The following is a 17361-nucleotide window of genomic DNA, read 5'->3' as shown; positions in this document are numbered from 1 at the left end:
CGGGTGACCTATCGCCAAAGAGAAGATGGTCATTTGGTCACAAATCCCGACTGACGAATTTTCTCAAAAAGCTTGGAAGTGGCCTCGATGCCACTTTCTACGTTTATATCAAAATACCAAAACGTCTCCAAGTCGCCTCGATGCATAGAGCTATTCATGTCGCCACTTTGTGATTTGTGACAGGCCTTCACCCAATCCGCCACTATCATGTAGCTGTGTTTGTTGTTTTCTCCGAATCCATACGACCTATCGAAATAAAATACTGGGGCTTTTTTAGAGATTTTGGTTTCAGGAAACCCATCCAAAACATCAAAGCTGTAAGTATAATTTTTATTCAAAGCTCTACCACCCAAAACAATTGGTTTTTTCTCTGACTTTAAGTTTTTGACCGCTCTAATAGCCAAAATACTTGCAGTTTTATGGTGGGCGTGTTGCTCAGCACTGGGTACCAAACAAAACACATAATCGTATTGCCCCTCCTCCAAAATCTTGTTCAATTTTTTCTCGCAAAAAGCCATGTCCCAACGCTTCCCTTCGAAAAACGGCTTTGGGTCTATTTGATAAAAATCATCGAGTTGGTCAAAAAAGAAAAAGTTTCTGATACCCATTACTTCACCCGCACAAATCAGTTCCTTTTTACGCAGAAGCGGCAATGCTACCCGACCTGTGGCCGAATCCGTTAAGTTTTTGTCATAATAAGTAGATGCCACCAAACCATTGTATCCTCCCGAAGCGTCGGTTATCAAAGCTAAATCCACCGTGCCTTTCAGCTCCCTAGTAATTTTAAAAACCGTGGCCGGAAACATCGTTTCGTCGTCGGGATGAGCAGTAACGATTAACACCTTTGGGCCTTGGGCGAAAAGGGTATTGGAGGTAAGTAAAAGAAATAGTAAACCGAAAGTTGTTCTCATATTCTTCATAGGTTGAATAAATATTCTTTTGTCTTAACAAATTTAGAAGAATTTGTGGGAATGACTACTAAAAACAACTTTAACATCTTGATAGACCAATTATATAAAGTTTGAATATTTCATTCCGAAAAAAACTACCGATAAATAACATTCCTTCAGCAATATCAAAAACACACATAATTGTAAATGATTAAATTCGTTTGTACCTAAACTATTAAATCATCATGAAAAAAACGATTCACATTATTCTCTTTCTGCTTAGTATTCAATTGGTCTGGAGCCAAAATCAAGGAAAATTCTCAGTAGGTATTGGATTGAATACAAACATAGGCACCATAGCAGGATTTCGAGCACTCCCTCAGCTGAGCGTAAGCAGATTTTATGCTAAAAACTTGGAGGTTGGTCTAAAAATTGGGGGTAACTATAACAAAGTTAAATACAATGGCAACATTATAATAAATAATCAGACCTACGATGAGTTCACTGAGAAGTCTTTTCAAGCTGCCACATTTGGACGTTACTATATTAGCGATTATCGTTTAAGGCCATTTGTATTATTTGAAATAGGTATCGAAACGAATTCCTCAGAATATTTTAAAGTTATATCGCAGACAGCTGCAAGAGGCTTTGGAAATAGCAACACTGCTTTGATAACAAATATTGGGGGAGGTTTCAGTTATGCATTAACCAAAAAAAGAAATCTTTTTTTAGACGCTTCTCTAAGCAAAGGCCTTTCAAACACCCAGACATTTACCTCGTCCAGACCCAATTTAGGAACTTTTGAATTAAGAATGAGGGGTGTTTTTGGTGGGAAGAAGTGATGAATAGTTTTAAAATCTAAACATAATGCTCAACCAATTTAAAGGAGAAACACATTGGCGACAGCTTTGAAAAAATAACTCCAAAAAGCAAATTTTTGTACCCCTAACTGTACCAAACAAAAAAGCAGTCACAACTTTCGTCATAACTGCCTTGTTATTTTGTGGTGATGGACGGTCCCGATAGCTATCGGGAGAACCGCCTTTCGCATAGATATTATTTAACAGAAACAATAAGTTTTTCTATCATTTCTGGGTATTTTTTTAAATTTTCAATGTATTTTGATGATTTCATTGATTTGATTTTTTTCTCTATTATCAATGCCTGATTTCTATTTTCTAATTCAATAAAAAGGTTAATCTCCCAATCATTTACTTGCTTAGTAAAAGACTTTCCATATTTCCCAGTATTGTGCTCTTTTACACGCTCAAATGGAAAGGTAGATTCACCGACATAAAATTTGTTCAAGCTTTGTGAAAAAAGTATATTTACAAAGTGATTCATATTCTTACTATTATGTGAATATTTCAAATCAATTTTTACGCTAATCCAATTTTTTTATGAAATAATCAAAATTTGGAGCACAAAAAAAGCCGACTCTTTCGAATCGGCTTGTGGTGATGGACGGAATCGAACCGCCGACACAAGGATTTTCAGTCCTTTGCTCTACCAACTGAGCTACATCACCATTGTGATTTCACCACCATGTCCCTGTTTGGGACTGCAAAATTAGGGAAAAAGTTTTCAATAACAAATTTCAATTAAAAAAAACATAATTTTTTTTTCGAGCGTTTGTTTTCTTCCACTTTTTCTTGATATTTGTATATAGTATGCATGCATACCATTATTAAAAACCTAACAAGATGAATTTCATACCACAAATATTATTCTTAGCCGCACTTGGTGTAGCAGGTTATTTTATTGCCCGCAGGGTTATGTTGATAAAGAAAACCATTCAATTGGGCAAAGCTGAAGACAGAACAGACAATGCTAGTATTAGGCTTAAAAACATGCTTTTGCTGGCATTTGGTCAGAAAAAAATGTTTGCAAAACCAATGGTGGCCATTCTACACCTAGCCGTTTACCTAGGATTTATCATTATCAATCTGGAAGTGTTAGAGATTGTGCTAGACGGTTTGTTGGGCACGCACCGCATTTTCTTAAAGCCTTTGGGAAGTTTGTACCCAGTATTAATCAATATTTTTGAGTTATTGGCCTTGGCTGTTGTGATAGCTTGCGTTGTGTTTTTGATAAGGAGAAATATCACAAAAGTGGAGCGTTTGCAGGAAAGTCGCCACCGTGAAATGAAAGGTTGGCCAGTAAAAGACGGTAACATCATTTTGGTTTTTGAAATTATTCTAATGGCTGCTTTCTTGAAAATGAACGCCGCCGATACGGTACTTCAAAGTCGTGGTGTTGGGCATTTTGCCGAAGCGATCACGGGTCCATTTGTCGTAAGTCAGTGGTTGGTGCCAATTATGGATACTTTTTCTACTGGCATGTTAATTTTTGCAGAAAGAGCGGCTTGGTGGTTTCATATCTTGGGTATTATGGCTTTTGCCTTGTATGTCACTTATTCTAAGCATCTTCACATTGCTTTGGCTTTTCCAAACACTTATTTTTCCGACCTCAATCCGAAGGGTAAAATGAGCAATATGCCTACTGTAAGTACTGAGGTGAAAATAATGTTAGGCCTTGAACAAGCTCCTGAAACCCCAGCAGAGGTGGGCAGATTCGGAGCAAAAGATGTGGAAGATTTGAGCTGGAAAAACCTCATGGATGCCTATAGCTGTACCGAATGCGGCCGCTGTACTTCCGCATGCCCGGCCAATCAAACAGGTAAGGCTCTTTCTCCTCGTAAAATAATGATGGACACCAGGGACAGACTGGAAGACATCCAAAAAGGCTGGATTAAAAATGGTAACGACTACAAAGACGAGAAATCACTTCTTGGAGACTATATCACTGACGAAGAAATATTGGCTTGTACGAGCTGCAATGCCTGCGTGCAGGAATGCCCCGTAATGATTAGCCCTCTAGATATAATCTTGCAACTACGCCGCTACCGCGTAATGGAAGAAAGCCAAGCTCCTCAAAGCTGGAACATGATGTTCCAAAACCTCGAAACCAACATGGCTCCATGGAAATTCTCTCCTGACCAGCGGTTTGATTGGGCGAAAGAGGATTGATTGGTTAATTGGTTAATTGGTTAATTGGTTAATTGGTTAATTGGTTAATTGGTTAATTGGTTAATTGGTTAATTGGTTAATTGGTTAATAAAAGTCCATCTTTTAATATTGGGTTCATTTTTGGGTGTTTTTGTTTAAATTTGAAGCACTTTTAGAATATTCTTGTTGCAATATCTACTTTGAGTAATTTTCTTGCTTGATCAAAACACCCATGAACCAAAACATCCAAAAACTCTACGAAATAGCTAAAAAGCCAAAACGAATAATCATCGGATTGATGTCTGGTACTTCTATGGACGGTCTGGATGTGGCTCTTTGTGAATACCAAGAAAGTGGATTGAAGACCAAAGTAAAGGTTTTGAAGTTTGAAACTGTACCTTTTGCAGAAGATATAAAAGTAGAAATCAGGAAGATATTTGCAAAAAAAGAGATAGAATTTCAACAACTATGCGTGCTGAATCCTTGGATTGGCAACTTGCATGGAGAAATCGTAAATCAACTTTTAGAGAAATGGGGAATACCGAACTCAGAAATTGATTGTATTGCAAGTCATGGACAAACGGTGTTTCATGCTCCCAAAATCCAACATAAAATAGAGAAATTTCCCAACGCCACACTCCAGATTGGCGATGGAGATCATTTAGCCGCCAAAACGGGCATTATGACTTTGTCCGATTTCCGCCAGAAACATTGTGCTGCAGGAGGCGAAGGAGCACCGTTGGCGGTTTATGGGGACTATCTTATTTTCTCCGAAAAAGGCAAAAATAGAATATTGCTCAACATGGGCGGAATCTCCAATTTCACGTTTTTAAGTGGCGATTTGAATCCCGAAAAGGTCTTTGCTACTGACACCGGCCCAGGAAATACGATTATGGATGCTTTTGTTCAAAAGCATTTCGGAATTCCTTATGATAAAGATGCCGAAATAGCTTCAAAGGGGCAAGTTTCTGAACCTTTGCTCCTAGAATTGAAAAAACATGATTTTTTCAAAGGAACATTACCCAAAACCACCGGACCAGAGGTTTTCAACCTGGCCTATTTGGAATCTGCTTTAGAAAAATCCAACACAAAAGAACTTTCTAAAGGGGATATTATGGCTACACTTTGTCAGCTCACCGCTGAAACCATCACTTACTGTATTTTCTCCATTTCAAAAAATGAACTCCCTTCAGAGGTATTCATGAGCGGTGGCGGCATGCACAATCCACTGATTGTAAGTCTTTTAAAACAAAAAATGCCCAATACGAAATTCTTAAAAACAGATGACATCGGTATAGATGGTGATGCAAAAGAGGCGGTACTCTTTGCAACACTAGCCAACGAAGCCCTTTGCGGTGGTGAAACTGATTTTGGCACTAGAAAAGGTGTACCGAGCGTAAGTATGGGAAAGGTGAGTTTTCCGAGTTGATAGCCACTTATAAAAGAATCATTTTCTTTTCCACTTTCCGATGCCTATACCTACTCCGACAACCGCAGATGGAAAAACTCCAGTACCAGAAGTTCGACCAAACATTGAACCATCAAAGCCTCTTGAATATCCAGGAGGTGTATAGCCAATATAATTATGATATGCCCTTACACCTAGACCAAGGAAAATATCGAATGCTGGAAAGTACTGCATATCAATATACTCCCTTCCAATCTTAATATGCGAAGCCAGAACGTTTACAAAAAACTTAGTGAAATAAGGCGGCTGAGTATAACCAAGAATATCCGTTGGTGCTGTAACCGGAGAAAAGGGCTCCTCAACATGTTTGTACATCAACTCCGTCGCCCAATAGTTTCGACCATTCTTTTTAGATGAAAAAGGTTTAGAGAATTTTCGGTATTCTAGGCGAGCCATATACACCACATTATATTCCTCCTTCTTAAAAATCGCTTTATTTCCAAAACCAAATGTGAACTGGGCACTTCTTTTTGCGTCAATAAAATACTCAAATGACATCTGAAGGTGCTTGTCCACTTCCAAAAAAAGTGGAACTGGATTATATTTTATGGCAAAGCTTGGCAAGGAATCGGACGAAACTTGTCCGAAGCATTTTACAGAAAACAAAATCAAGAAAAGTAATCGACCCATGGATGGATTCTCTTTTTTTCAAAAATAGAAATAATGAGCCATTTTGGGTAAGAAAAATTATTTTACGGTAAAGAATTTTCATTTTTCTAAATATAAACCGTAAAGTAAAAAAGCGGCATAGGTAAACATCTGTTATCGTGTCACTTATGCTTAATTCCTGAAAATTAAATTAAATAACTGAAAAAACAGTTGCAAAACTGATTTTTTAGTTTTAAGTTTGTTTCATGATGGAAGAATTAACAAAAACAGAAGAAAAAATAATGCAGATCATCTGGAACCTCGACAAGTGTCTGGTTAGAGATATCATAGATCAATTGCCTGATGACCCGAAGCCACCTTACAACACCATTTCGTCGGTGGTTCGACTCCTTGAAGGAAAAGGGTTTTTAGACTATAAAGCATATGGAAAAACTTACGAGTATTTTCCAAAGATTACAAAAGAGGAATACAAGCAATTCACCTTCAAAAAAGTGTTTGCCAATTATTTCGACAATTCGGCTGAAAGTCTGTTATCGTTCATGGTAAAAAAAGAAAATCTCAGTAAAGAAGAAATAGAAAATCTCAGAAAAATAATTGATAACAATTAAGCAATACCAACATGGAATATCTACTAAAATCCTCCGCTTGTTTAATAAGCTTTTATGGCTTGTATTTTTTTATCTTTCGCAAATTTACCTTTCATACTGCAAATAGATTCTATTTAATCTTTAGCCTAGTTCTCAGCATACTCCTACCTTTTCTTACAAATACCAAAACAGAAATAGAATACCTAAACACATCAGTGATTTCAACGCCATCACTTATTGAATACCCTCAACCCATATTTCAAAGCACCTCAAGAAATTCAGTTATTAGCACTGATACTGACGATTCGCTATGGAGTAAAATTGAGATCATAGACATTTTAGAAATCGTCTACTTACTAGGTTTAATTATTTCTATTTTGCTATTCTTCAAGAATATTCTTTTCGTCATAAATACCTTAAAAGGAGAAAGATACGATATTGTTCACCAAAATATAAAGATTTACAGAACAGGAGGGTTTCTTCAAAATTCTTCCTTTTTTAATAACATATTTATAAACAATAAGCTACTAAATCCACAAGAAGAATCCCTAATTATCACACACGAAAGTCTTCATTTCAAAAAACTGCATTCTTTAGATTTACTATTTGTGGGTATTGCCAAATGCTTTTTTTGGTTTAATCCGGTAATCCATTTTTTTCAAAAATCTCTTAAAGAAATTCATGAATATGAGGTAGATGACCTGATGGTAAAAGAAATTGACGGCAAAGAGTATGCTCTTCTTTTACTCAAGTTGGGGGTTTCAGAAAATCATACAGTTCTAAATCAAATGAGCAAAAAGCCGCTTTCAAAAAGGATTGAGTTTTTGTTTAGCGGCAACACTTCACAATCTAAAAAATATGCATATTTAGCTGCTTTACCCCTTTTAGTCTTCTCGCTTTTCGCATTCACCAATGAGGAAGTCGTGAAGGTTTACAAAGAAATAAATGGAAGAAAGAAAATTACGAAAATAGAGGTAAAGAGTTATCCGCTAATTATAAAAAAAGAAAGAAACTACGCCACATGGGGATTTACAAAAGCTCTGAAAATGGCCCCTTCTAATCTTACTCTCAACAATTTAACAACAGTCAACTTTAACGGTTACAGATACGAAGTAAATCCAATTTCTTTAACAGAAAGTACCATTGCAGCAGTAAATGCCGAAATTCAAAAAAGAAATTTGGCTCTTGTTATTTCAGAAAAAGAGCTTGACATTAACGGAAATTATAAAAAACTAAAGTTAGCTATAAAACACCTAAAAACAGGACAAATCACCTCTGCCGAGTACTTCGATATGCAAAAGTGCAGAGATCAGGGACGAAATGGTGCTTTTTTTATAATGGAAGCGTATGACCGAAATTTCGAAAAATCACAAATTTCATACTTTTTTGGCTCATCAAGTTTACTCATTAATAAAAGCAATTTGCCTAAAAAGCAACACAACAGCTTTAATATCAACTCGGAGTCCAGCATTATTAGCCATAGTTCGGACTCTATAAGTTATACCGTTTACCCCGATAAATTGACACGCAAAGCAGCAGAAGAAGCAAAAGAATACTTCTCAAAGAATGGTTTTAATTTTGAGTTATTAGATTATTCCGAAAATCCTTCTGGTGGTTTGGATAAAGTTAAGATACTCTTTGGCAAACAAACCAAAAGTTTTGATTTAAGCCAAATGCGTCACTGGGTGAAGCAAAAAGGTGAAGCTGACACAAAACTATCAAGATTGGACGAATGCCTGGTATTTGAGGGAAACTTGAATACCAAAGAAACCAAAATATCAATTAATAATGCGTGGTTTAAAGGAGTATTAATGTCTAATAAATACGACATTGTAACTGGTAGTATAGAAATACAGGAAATTAATCAGAAAAAGGAAATTAGAACGGTATATGAAACCAATTTTCTAGGCGAAAATCCTTTGGTTATAATTAATGGCGAAGAGTTTCCTGCAGAAATTTTGACAAGATTGAATACTAAGGCATTCGGCTGGTCACTTATTTACCTGCCAAACAACGAAAAGGCAATTACTAAATATGGTGAAAAAGCAAAAGATGGATATTTTGAAATGCGTTCCATTAATGATTACGTATTTACTAACGAAAAGGAATTGTCCATTGCTCGTGAAATCGTAAAAAAACATCTTAATGCCAACAAAAAGAGAGTTTTAAGAATCAATTACAAAGATGCAGAAGGTAAGGAATTCGAAAAAATAATTATTCACAAAGAAGACAAGACGAGCACTCATTTAAGTTTAAATGTTCCCAAAAACAGCAAAATTCTTTTCATGATTGATAAAAATATTGTTTCTGAGAATGATATCGAAAATACTGAGTTGAAAATTATTGGTGGTGTTTGCACTGAAAAAATAGGAGAAGCGGACATTACCCGTTTTGGAGCAGTTTTAAAAGACTACGACGGCTACTTTAATCTGACTACTACCAGGTTCTAAAAAGGAATTCTATATCTTCAAACACCTAACAAAGTGATTCCGTTTTCCCACTTTTATACGAAGAAGATAAAGCCCAGGACCGCCTTTTAACTCAAGATAAACATTGTGAAGACCCGCCTGGTAAGTCTTTTCGTGGATTACGCCCATTTCTTGGCCATTTACATAAGTCTGCACAATTCTCACCGATCCTTGAAAATAGAGTCGCATATTTAAAAATGCAGAATTGCCTTGAACAGGGTTTGGATAAAGCGTAAACTTGTCCTGCTCAGTAATATTCAAAGGACTCAGTGGATTGTCGGGATTGTTCAAATCCATGTTTACCTTTGGCACATCTGGAGGTGGTGGTAGCGTAATGTCTTTTTTAGTACTTTTTAGAAATCCCTTCTCCTCAATATATGCAAACTTTGACCCCAGAACGTTCTGTGCGTATTCTGGGGTTTGATCAAACCAACTGACCATTATCTCATAATAAATACTCCTGAAGTCAGTTTTAAACCATAGATTCTGAAAATCACGGAATTGCAAGAATGCGAAATGAAAACCAAATATCTCGCCTTTTACGGCTTCTCCAAAAGCAAATCCGACATTTGCAGTGCCGTGGTCTGTACCTAGAGATCCGTTTTCATAAGGTCTTCTACCAAACTCAGAGGTCGTAATACCCACAACTTTGGACGCATGACCCAACTGCTCTATGTCAGACTGAAACGCACTAATAGCCTCACTCAATTCGGCCAAAAGCCTTGAATGTATTCCATCCAAAACACCCTGATTGGAGTGCGTGTCGTAGCCATGATGTTCTACAAAATACACCTTTGATTTCAGGCCGCCATTTATCAACCTTGCCACCAACTTGAGCTGATTTGCCAAAGGTTGGTCGGCATATTTTTCGATATTCTTGCCGCTATCAAAAGCTTTCTTGATTACTTTGGAATATTCGTTAACCTCCTGCCCAACTTTATTGACATAGTCAAACTCACTCATAAAATACGCCGAGCCGCCAATATTGATTTTGTTGGATTCAACAGACTTAGCCTGACTATAAAGCTGTTCGGCATCTTCCAGGACTATAGATTTCTCACCCGTTTCACCTAAAAACATGAGTGAAGGATTCTGTCCAATTTGCAAACAAAATGGACTATCTGTACGTTCTGAAGGCCTTACTCTGTCAAAATACCTACCCAACCACCCCGATTTCAGCGGCTCGGTATCGTTGTTTGGCACCACACCGCTCAACCAAATATCTGTAGATCTAAAGTGCGAATAGTTGGGGTTGTGATAGCCCAAGCCATGCATAACGGCCAATTTACCCGCATTAAACAATCCCAGCATACCGTTTTTGGGCCCGCGTTTAAGGTTCGGGTGCATAGCCATACCCAAGTCTTTGCTGATGGGCTCTACCACGTTTTTAGGAATATGAAGTTTAGGTCTGTACAAAGTATAGTACGATTCCCACTCGTATGGCGTGATGGTGTTCATGCCGTCGTTGCCGCCAAACTGCTGAATAACCACCAGAATATTATCGTTTTGGACATTTGCTAAAGCCGGCTCAAACGCACTCACGTGCATTTTGCCCAAAGATAGATTGCTTACTACCCCAACGCCCATTGTGGACTGCTTTATAAAATCTCTCCTTTTTATCATATTCTAAAATAAGAAATACTCGGGTGCTTTAATTATTTCAAACAGAAAACTCCTCACTCTTTGACCAGTCTGATCCTTGTTTTTGATGATTTCGTACCATTCATAGTCCGGTGCTCCGCTCAAAAACACATTTTTGAACTTTTTAAATCTATCCTCCGAGACAGGCCTAGCTAAAAATAATTCTATATACCGCTCTGTAAGAATTTGGACATCACCACTGCCTTCAATGCTTAGGGCCCAATTTGCCAATTCGGTATTGGTGTTATTGTTAATTATTTCTTTGATATAATAAACGGTTGTTGGAAGTGTCTTGGTACTAATCCACGACCTATAACCTTTCCACCCAGCTACGTTTGGTGGATTAAAAAGCTCCAAACCAAGGGTTGCCATAATATTACGAGCCCACCTGTCAGGATATTTTAAATGCTTCAGCATACCTATAACCGTCTCAGCAGGCGACTTAACTTGAGCTCCAACATTCAAATCATCAAAAAAATGTTGGCTTTTTAAAAGTCTTTTTAAAACTGGTTTAAGTTCAAAATTATTATCAGTAACCAATTTGGCCATTTGGTCAATTACACTTGCATCAGCCTTTTGGGGGTTGGCGTAAACGAAATATTGGTAAAGTTTGTTGCTGATAAATTTTGCAGCAACCTCGCCTTTCTTTGAGAGAATTACATCTATGAGTTTTTGGATGGAGTTCTTAAAGACATTTTGTTCATTTACCTCATAATTTACGGCAAAAACCTCGCCCATAAAAATCTTGGTGGATTTGTCAAATTCTGCGATATTGAGATATGGCTTATAGGGAGTGCCTTCATCTAAAAAATAATTGACTTTCCAGCCAGTAAGAATTTTAGAGGCTTCTCTGACGTCTTGCTCCGTGTAATTGCCCACACCCAACGAAAAAAGCTCCATAAGTTCTCTAGCATAGTTTTCGTTTGGAGAGGCACTTATGTTTAGGTTGCCATTTAGATACTTTAGCATTGCCCCATCAATCGTAAGCTGCTCCAGCAAATTTCTAAGGTTGCCAGCATAATTTTTACGAAATAGATCGTTTTGCCTATACATAGATATGGCCGGGATGTTATCGCAGCTCTGAAACTGAGTAGCGAAATGGTCATGCCAAAACAAAACCATTTTTTCTAAAACACTCACCGTATCCTTTTTCATTAAGGTAACCCACCATTCTCCTAAAACATAGTTGTACTCTCCAAAAAGAAGATTTCTTTTGGCATCGGCTTCCTCCCTTTGTTTTCCTGAGAGATTTCCCGGGTTTTTAATATGGTCATTATGAAAAAAAGGAGGGGATGGGTTAATTGCTGCATCAGCATTCGTAAACAATTCGTCTACTACAAAACCAGCAGTTTTACCCACATATTTGTCAATAATAGAATTGGACAAACTAAATGTAGTCCTTCTCAACAAATGCTGTACCTGAAGTCTCGATAGTGGCTGTGTGTACTCATCCAAGTTGGCATTTATATCCAATCTGGAGCGAGTCGACTCCAACAAACTATCAAAAAAATTTCTTCTCGAAATGATACCCATTTTATGTGCTGAAAACTGTTACAAGTTATAGAGAAAACAGCGTTTTGCCAAATTAGAATTGTATTAGAGGGTGTTTTGAGAGGGAATACCCACACAGGCAATTATTAAAATAATTTATTTAGTTTCCTAAATTATAACATATATTTGTGTTTGTTCAACTAATAAAAAACGATAAATGAAAAAGTGTATTTTATTCATTCTGGCTCTCTCGGTGGTTTCGACTTTTGCTTTTGCACAAAAAAAAGGCAAGTGGGTTAAACTTAGCGATGGCAAAACCTTTAAAAACTGGCACATTTATAATCACGCCGGGGAACCAGTAAATGCCAAATGGAAAATTGTAGATGGAGCCTTTGCGTTTGACCATACCGCCAAAAGTGACTATAAAGTAAATGATTTGATATCAGATCAGTCATACGAAAATTTTGAGTTAGAACTGGAGTGGAAAATAGCCAAAAACGGCAACAGTGGTATTTTTTATGGGGTATTTGAAGACGCCAAATACAGCACGCCCTACTTAACAAGCCCAGAAATACAAGTATTAGACGACGAGGGTCATCCAGACGCCAAACAAGGAAAAAACGGTAACCGTAAGTCAGGATCGCTATACGACATGATTCCATCAGCCTCAAAAGGGAAACCTGCAGGCGAGTGGAACAAAGTAAAAATCAAGAAATTGAACAATCAAGTGACCGTTTGGCAAAATGGCATATTGGCAGTGACTTACCCAACCGTTGGTCCTCAGTGGGAGGCAATGGTAGCAGACAGCAAATTTAAAACTTGGGAAGGTTTTGGCAAATATCCAAAAGGAAAAATAGGCCTTCAAGACCATGGAAATGAAGTTTCTTTCAAAAATATTAGAATTAAGGAGTTGTAAAATTTCTTAAAAATATTCAAAATCTGACCCTCAAAATTTCTTTGAGGGTCTTTTTTTTGCTCAAAAACCACGACTCTAAAAGATTTTTCCTAAATTGAGTCATCAAATTACCTAGCCTCATCTGCAATGAAAAAAACATTATTTACTCTGCTTCTTGCTCCCTTTTTGGTTTTTAGTCAAATAAAAGACGCTCCTAACAGAACTGAGGGCGACGGACCCTATAATAAACTCATAATCAGAGGAGTAACTTTAGTAAATAGCACAGGTGCTCCACCCGTTGGGCCAGTAGATATAGTAGTAGAGAAAAACCGAATCAAAGAAATAAAACAAGTAGGCTACCCTGGAGTGCCCATAGACCCAAAACGCCGCCCCAAAGCAGAAGCTGGCGATAAAGAACTGGATTGCACCGGCATGTATCTTACACCTGGTTTTGTAGATATGCATGGTCATATAGGCGGCAGCTCGCAGGGAACGCCTTCGGAGTATGTTTTTAAACTTTGGATGGGCCATGGTATCACCACTATCCGGGACCCTTCAGCCGGAAATGGACTAGACTGGACTTTGAAACACAAACAAAAAAGTCTTAAAAACGAAATCGTTGCCCCAAGGATATTGGCCTACACTGCCTTCGGAATGGGTTCTGATACTCCGATTACCACACCTGAGCAAGCCAAAGAATGGGTGCGAAATAACGCTAAAAAAGGTGCGGACGGCATAAAATTCTTTGGAGCAGAGCCAGATGTTTTCAGAGCAGCATTGGGCGAAAACAAGCTATTGGGTTTGCGTTCAGCTTGTCATCATGCTCAGCTAGAAGTTGCCCGAATGAATGTTCTGGCCACTGCAAAAGCGGGTTTGACTTCTATGGAGCATTGGTATGGATTGCCTGAAGCCTTATTTGATGAGAGAACTTTGCAGAACTATCCAGCAGATTATAACTACAACAACGAACAGCACAGATTTGAGGAAGCCGGTAAACTCTGGAAACAAGCAGCTGAGCCCGGTTCAGAAAAATGGTATAAAGTGATGGACGAGCTTCTCAAATTAGACTTTACGCTTGACCCAACATTCAATATTTATGAAGCCAACAGAGAGTTGATGTTGGCTCGGAGAGCCGAATGGCACGACGAATACACCCTGCCGTCTCTTTGGCGTTTTTACGGACCGAGCCGTATTTCGCACGGAAGTTACTGGCTCAACTGGGGCACTGAGCAAGAAATCCAATGGAAAGAAAACTACAGAATCTGGATGCGGTTTGTTAACGAATACAAAAACAAAGGTGGCCGTGTAACCACAGGTTCTGACTCAGGATTTATCTATCAGCTCTACGGTTTTGCGTATATCCGAGAGTTGGAACTCTTGCGTGAGGCCGGATTTCATCCATTAGAAGTAATCAGGGCCGCTACCATAAAAGGAGCAGAGGCCTTGGGAATGGACAAAGAAATTGGCTCAGTGGAAGTTGGGAAATTGGCGGATTTCGCCATTATGGAAGAAAACCCATTGGCTAACCTAAAGACACTATATGGAACTGGAGCCATAAAAGTGAACGATAAAAACGAGGTGATAAGAGTTGGTGGCGTTAAATATACCGTTAAAGATGGTATAGTTTATGATGCCAAAAAACTGCTCGAAGACGTAAAAGCCATCGTTAAAAAAGCAAAAGAAGAAGAAAATTATGAGATACTACAGCCAGGAATTAAGAGAACCGGTGAGGGAAAATTGGGGAATTGAGTTTTTTTGACAAAAATTATTAATTGAGACCAAAAAATTAGAGATAACAATTCCTATAAAATTATCCGTGTCACTTCATTTTAGTACGTGTTCTTGATGAGAAAAGGAAATCTTCTCTGAAAATAAAATAATGCTCCGAATTCCCTCCGAAATACAAGCCCATCAGTTTGAATCCTTAAAAATTCAAGAAAACACTTTTGTAGCTTACCGTAGCGATGTGTATCCATCCAAAAACGATGTGTTTTTTGAGGAAAATGCGGTTATTTATGTACTCGAAGGAGACAAAATATTTAGCAGCTCAAGTTCCGAAGTTCGTGTTCAAAAAGGCGATGTACTTTTTGTAAAAAGAGGTTATTACCTAATGTCAGAGTCTATCAATGAGGCCTACAAAAGTTTGGTGTTCTTTTTTGATGAAAAAATATTGAAAGAATTTGTCAGTCAAAACCTCGAGCTTTTCGAAAACACTTCAGCCATAGACCCAAACAGTTCATGGCTTTTAACCCTAAAATCCAACGAAGCTTTTGGCAAATATATAGAGTCCATTTTGCCGTATTTCAAAAGCAAAACCAAATATCTCAATCAATTTCTGAAACTTAAAGTGCAGGAATTATTGCTCCACTTGTTGGAGTTTGACCCAAATAATCAATTAAAAAATCTTCTTTTTTCTATTTATACGGGTCAAAAAGCAGACTTGGAATATATTCTGAATACATTCTACCTAAAACCCCTAAACCTCGATGAACTGGCGAAACTTTCAGGTAGAAGCTTGTCGGGTTTCAAGCGTGAGTTTCAAGAAATATTTGGTCAATCGCCTGGCCAGTGGATAAAAGACAAGAAACTCGAACACGCAGCTTTTCTGATAAAAAACAAAATGGGCAACATAGAGGAAGTTGCCGAAACTGTTGGCTACGAGAGTGTGTCACACTTTATTAAAAGTTTCAAGGAGAAATTCGGAATAACCCCCAATAAAATCAGCAAATAGTTTTAAACCACCCACTTGCCCGTATTTTGCCAATTTTTGCCGTTCAAATAAATTATATAGCGACGAGTACCGTATCCTTATTAAAATTGCACTCAATTATTGGATTAATGTATGAAATTCAAAAAACTACTCCTTTCGGTTTTTCTTATTTACGGTAGTCACTGCTTCGCCCAAACGAAAGTCACGGGTTCTGAAGTAGCACAGAAATATTCCTTACGGGCATGTATTGATTACGCCATAAACAACAATGTATCACTCAAACAGTCTCAAATGGCCGTGGAAAGTGGAATTGTTCAGCTCAATCAATCGAAAGTAGCCAAACTACCCACCGCCAACGGCCAGTTTAATTTAAATGGTAACGCAGGTAGAAACGTGGATCCGTTTACCAACGGTATCGTAACCAACACCATCGGTACCAACAACATGGGAGTAGGTTTGAGCATGCCGATTTTTGACGGTAGCAGAAATAAAAACACCGTAGAAAGAAGCCAGCTCAGTCTTGAGGCAGCTCAGATGGACGTTGCCACTCAGAAAAACAATGTGTCGCTACAAGTGACTGTTGCCTATTTGAATGTATTGTCGGCAGAAGACCTGATAGATGTGGCTCAGCGACAACTGGATGTAACAAGGCTGCAATATGAGCGTACACAAAAATTAGTTGAGGCAGGTTCTCTACCAGAAACTAACTTGTTCGACTTAGATGCTCAAACAGCCAACGACGAACTCAGTCTCATAAATGCCCAAAATAGCCTCGAGTCAGCAATTCTGACATTGAAACAAGCCATGAATGCACCAGCAGACATGAACGTACAAGTTGCGAGAATAATTGTTCCTGACCCGAACATTGTAAACTATGGCGAAAACGCCAATTCGGTTTATCAAATTGCAGTTGGATACCTGCCGGAGGTTAAGGCTGGTGAAATTAGGTTAAAAGCCGCGGATAAAAATATAGCCATCGCTAAAAGTCTTGGTTTGCCAAGCATATCTGCCAACACAAGCTGGGGAACGGCATTTTCAAGTGCTGCCAAAAGACTCACAGAAACAGGTACTACATCCAATCCGATTCCGGTTTCGGCACAGTTTGAAGGTCAAACTATTCCTTTTGTAATAAACTTTCCTCAAACTTCTTATGCGTCAGATGGCATACCGTATTTCAGACAATTGGGAAGCAACCAAAACCTGAACGTAGGTCTCTCTGCCAGAATTCCTATATTCAATGGTTACAACCAGAAATACCAAACACAAGCTGCCAAAATACAGAAAATGCAGGTTGATTTGCAAAATCAAAGTGTCAAACTACAAATCAAACAAAATATTGATCAGGCATACATTACTATGCTAAACGCTCAAAAAAGATACTCAGCAACTTTGGCTCAAACCAATGCTCTTGAGAGATCTTTCAAGGCGGCGGAGTCTAGATACAATGCTGGAGCAAGCAACTTTGTGGATTACAATTTGGCCAAAACCAATCTTGACAGAGCAAAATCTAACTTGGTTGTAGCCAAGTATGACTACATCTTTAGAATCAAAATATTAGACTTTTATCAGAATAAACCCCTTGAATTTTAAGTAA

The 17361-nt window shown here is 38.1% G+C and carries 14 protein-coding genes and 1 tRNA gene; 9 read left to right on the top strand and 6 right to left on the bottom strand.

Annotated features, from left to right (window positions below; genetic code table 11):
* Window positions 1-29 precede the first annotated feature (29 nt).
* The gene (locus tag EGI31_RS04130; RefSeq protein WP_255035893.1) at window positions 30-911 is read right to left on the bottom strand and encodes a PIG-L family deacetylase; all 882 of its coding nucleotides are present in this window, start codon (window positions 909-911) and stop codon (window positions 30-32) included.
* A gap of 224 nt (window positions 912-1135) precedes the next feature.
* Between EGI31_RS04130 and EGI31_RS04125 the strand changes: the two genes are divergently transcribed.
* Window positions 1136-1732, top strand: a complete 597-nt coding sequence (locus EGI31_RS04125) for a hypothetical protein (RefSeq protein ID WP_255035892.1) — start codon at window positions 1136-1138, stop codon at window positions 1730-1732.
* Window positions 1733-1946: 214 nt separating this feature from the next.
* On the opposite strand, the gene EGI31_RS04120 is transcribed toward EGI31_RS04125, so the two are convergent.
* Complete coding sequence (locus EGI31_RS04120) at window positions 1947-2234, bottom strand: GIY-YIG nuclease family protein (protein WP_255035891.1); 288 nt, start codon at window positions 2232-2234, stop codon at window positions 1947-1949.
* A gap of 111 nt (window positions 2235-2345) precedes the next feature.
* Window positions 2346-2418, bottom strand: a tRNA-Phe gene (locus EGI31_RS04115).
* Window positions 2419-2593: 175 nt separating this feature from the next.
* Between EGI31_RS04115 and EGI31_RS04110 the strand changes: the two genes are divergently transcribed.
* Entirely contained in the window at window positions 2594-3919 is a 1326-nt protein-coding gene (locus EGI31_RS04110; protein ID WP_255035889.1) for a 4Fe-4S dicluster domain-containing protein, read from the top strand.
* 211 nt (window positions 3920-4130) lie between these two features.
* A complete protein-coding gene (locus EGI31_RS04105) occupies window positions 4131-5327 on the top strand; it encodes an anhydro-N-acetylmuramic acid kinase (RefSeq protein WP_255035888.1) in 1197 nt (398 codons plus the stop codon).
* 18 nt (window positions 5328-5345) lie between these two features.
* Here the strand turns inward: EGI31_RS04105 and EGI31_RS04100 are convergent, their stop codons facing one another.
* A complete protein-coding gene (locus EGI31_RS04100) occupies window positions 5346-5996 on the bottom strand; it encodes a hypothetical protein (protein ID WP_255035887.1) in 651 nt (216 codons plus the stop codon).
* A 224-nt stretch (window positions 5997-6220) separates the two neighbouring features.
* On the opposite strand from EGI31_RS04100, the gene EGI31_RS04095 reads away from it, so the two are divergent.
* Together EGI31_RS04095 and EGI31_RS04090 are read left to right on the top strand one after the other, a co-directional pair.
* Window positions 6221-6583, top strand: coding sequence for a BlaI/MecI/CopY family transcriptional regulator (locus tag EGI31_RS04095; protein WP_310586162.1), 363 nt, complete (start codon window positions 6221-6223; stop codon window positions 6581-6583).
* Between the two features lie 11 nt (window positions 6584-6594).
* Window positions 6595-9012 carry a M56 family metallopeptidase gene (locus tag EGI31_RS04090; RefSeq protein ID WP_255035886.1) on the top strand — a complete coding sequence of 806 codons (2418 nt, stop codon included), beginning with the start codon at window positions 6595-6597 and terminating at the stop codon, window positions 9010-9012.
* 9 nt (window positions 9013-9021) lie between these two features.
* Here the strand turns inward: EGI31_RS04090 and EGI31_RS04085 are convergent, their stop codons facing one another.
* Entirely contained in the window at window positions 9022-10653 is a 1632-nt protein-coding gene (locus tag EGI31_RS04085) for a DUF1501 domain-containing protein (protein WP_255035885.1), read from the bottom strand.
* Window positions 10654-10656: 3 nt separating this feature from the next.
* Window positions 10657-12204, bottom strand: a complete 1548-nt coding sequence (locus EGI31_RS04080; RefSeq protein ID WP_255035884.1) for a DUF1800 domain-containing protein — start codon at window positions 12202-12204, stop codon at window positions 10657-10659.
* A gap of 175 nt (window positions 12205-12379) precedes the next feature.
* On the opposite strand from EGI31_RS04080, the gene EGI31_RS04075 reads away from it, so the two are divergent.
* The 4 genes from EGI31_RS04075 (at window position 12380) to EGI31_RS04060 (ending at window position 17357) form a co-directional block, all read left to right on the top strand.
* Window positions 12380-13078: a 3-keto-disaccharide hydrolase gene (locus tag EGI31_RS04075; protein WP_255035883.1), complete on the top strand. Its 699-nt coding sequence runs from the start codon at window positions 12380-12382 to the stop codon at window positions 13076-13078.
* Window positions 13079-13204: 126 nt separating this feature from the next.
* On the top strand, window positions 13205-14806 hold the full coding sequence (locus tag EGI31_RS04070) for an amidohydrolase family protein (RefSeq protein WP_255035882.1): 1602 nt from the start codon (window positions 13205-13207) through the stop codon (window positions 14804-14806).
* 130 nt (window positions 14807-14936) lie between these two features.
* Window positions 14937-15788, top strand: coding sequence for a helix-turn-helix domain-containing protein (locus EGI31_RS04065; RefSeq protein WP_255035881.1), 852 nt, complete (start codon window positions 14937-14939; stop codon window positions 15786-15788).
* 111 nt (window positions 15789-15899) lie between these two features.
* Window positions 15900-17357, top strand: coding sequence for a TolC family protein (locus tag EGI31_RS04060; protein WP_255035880.1), 1458 nt, complete (start codon window positions 15900-15902; stop codon window positions 17355-17357).
* The last annotated feature ends 4 nt before the right edge of the window (window positions 17358-17361 follow it).

The organism is Lacihabitans soyangensis, assembly GCF_024343775.1.
Taxonomy (GTDB): Bacteria; Bacteroidota; Bacteroidia; order Cytophagales; family Spirosomataceae; genus Leadbetterella; species Leadbetterella soyangensis.
The sequence above is the reverse complement of the archived record's forward strand: the minus strand, read 5'-3'. Positions and strand labels throughout refer to the sequence as shown.

Bases quoted from the DNA above. Each gene is read 5' to 3' on its own strand.
- EGI31_RS04130 (WP_255035893.1), bottom strand. From the start codon at position 911: ATGAGAACAACTTTCGGTTTACTATTTCTTTTACTTACCTCCAATACC.
- EGI31_RS04125 (WP_255035892.1), top strand. From the start codon at position 1,136: ATGAAAAAAACGATTCACATTATTCTCTTTCTGCTTAGTATTCAATTG.
- EGI31_RS04120 (WP_255035891.1), bottom strand. From the start codon at position 2,234: ATGAATCACTTTGTAAATATACTTTTTTCACAAAGCTTGAACAAATTT.
- EGI31_RS04110 (WP_255035889.1), top strand. From the start codon at position 2,594: ATGAATTTCATACCACAAATATTATTCTTAGCCGCACTTGGTGTAGCA.
- EGI31_RS04105 (WP_255035888.1), top strand. From the start codon at position 4,131: ATGAACCAAAACATCCAAAAACTCTACGAAATAGCTAAAAAGCCAAAA.
- EGI31_RS04100 (WP_255035887.1), bottom strand. From the start codon at position 5,996: ATGGGTCGATTACTTTTCTTGATTTTGTTTTCTGTAAAATGCTTCGGA.
- EGI31_RS04095 (WP_310586162.1), top strand. From the start codon at position 6,221: ATGATGGAAGAATTAACAAAAACAGAAGAAAAAATAATGCAGATCATC.
- EGI31_RS04090 (WP_255035886.1), top strand. From the start codon at position 6,595: ATGGAATATCTACTAAAATCCTCCGCTTGTTTAATAAGCTTTTATGGC.
- EGI31_RS04085 (WP_255035885.1), bottom strand. From the start codon at position 10,653: ATGATAAAAAGGAGAGATTTTATAAAGCAGTCCACAATGGGCGTTGGG.
- EGI31_RS04080 (WP_255035884.1), bottom strand. From the start codon at position 12,204: ATGGGTATCATTTCGAGAAGAAATTTTTTTGATAGTTTGTTGGAGTCG.
- EGI31_RS04075 (WP_255035883.1), top strand. From the start codon at position 12,380: ATGAAAAAGTGTATTTTATTCATTCTGGCTCTCTCGGTGGTTTCGACT.
- EGI31_RS04070 (WP_255035882.1), top strand. From the start codon at position 13,205: ATGAAAAAAACATTATTTACTCTGCTTCTTGCTCCCTTTTTGGTTTTT.
- EGI31_RS04065 (WP_255035881.1), top strand. From the start codon at position 14,937: ATGCTCCGAATTCCCTCCGAAATACAAGCCCATCAGTTTGAATCCTTA.
- EGI31_RS04060 (WP_255035880.1), top strand. From the start codon at position 15,900: ATGAAATTCAAAAAACTACTCCTTTCGGTTTTTCTTATTTACGGTAGT.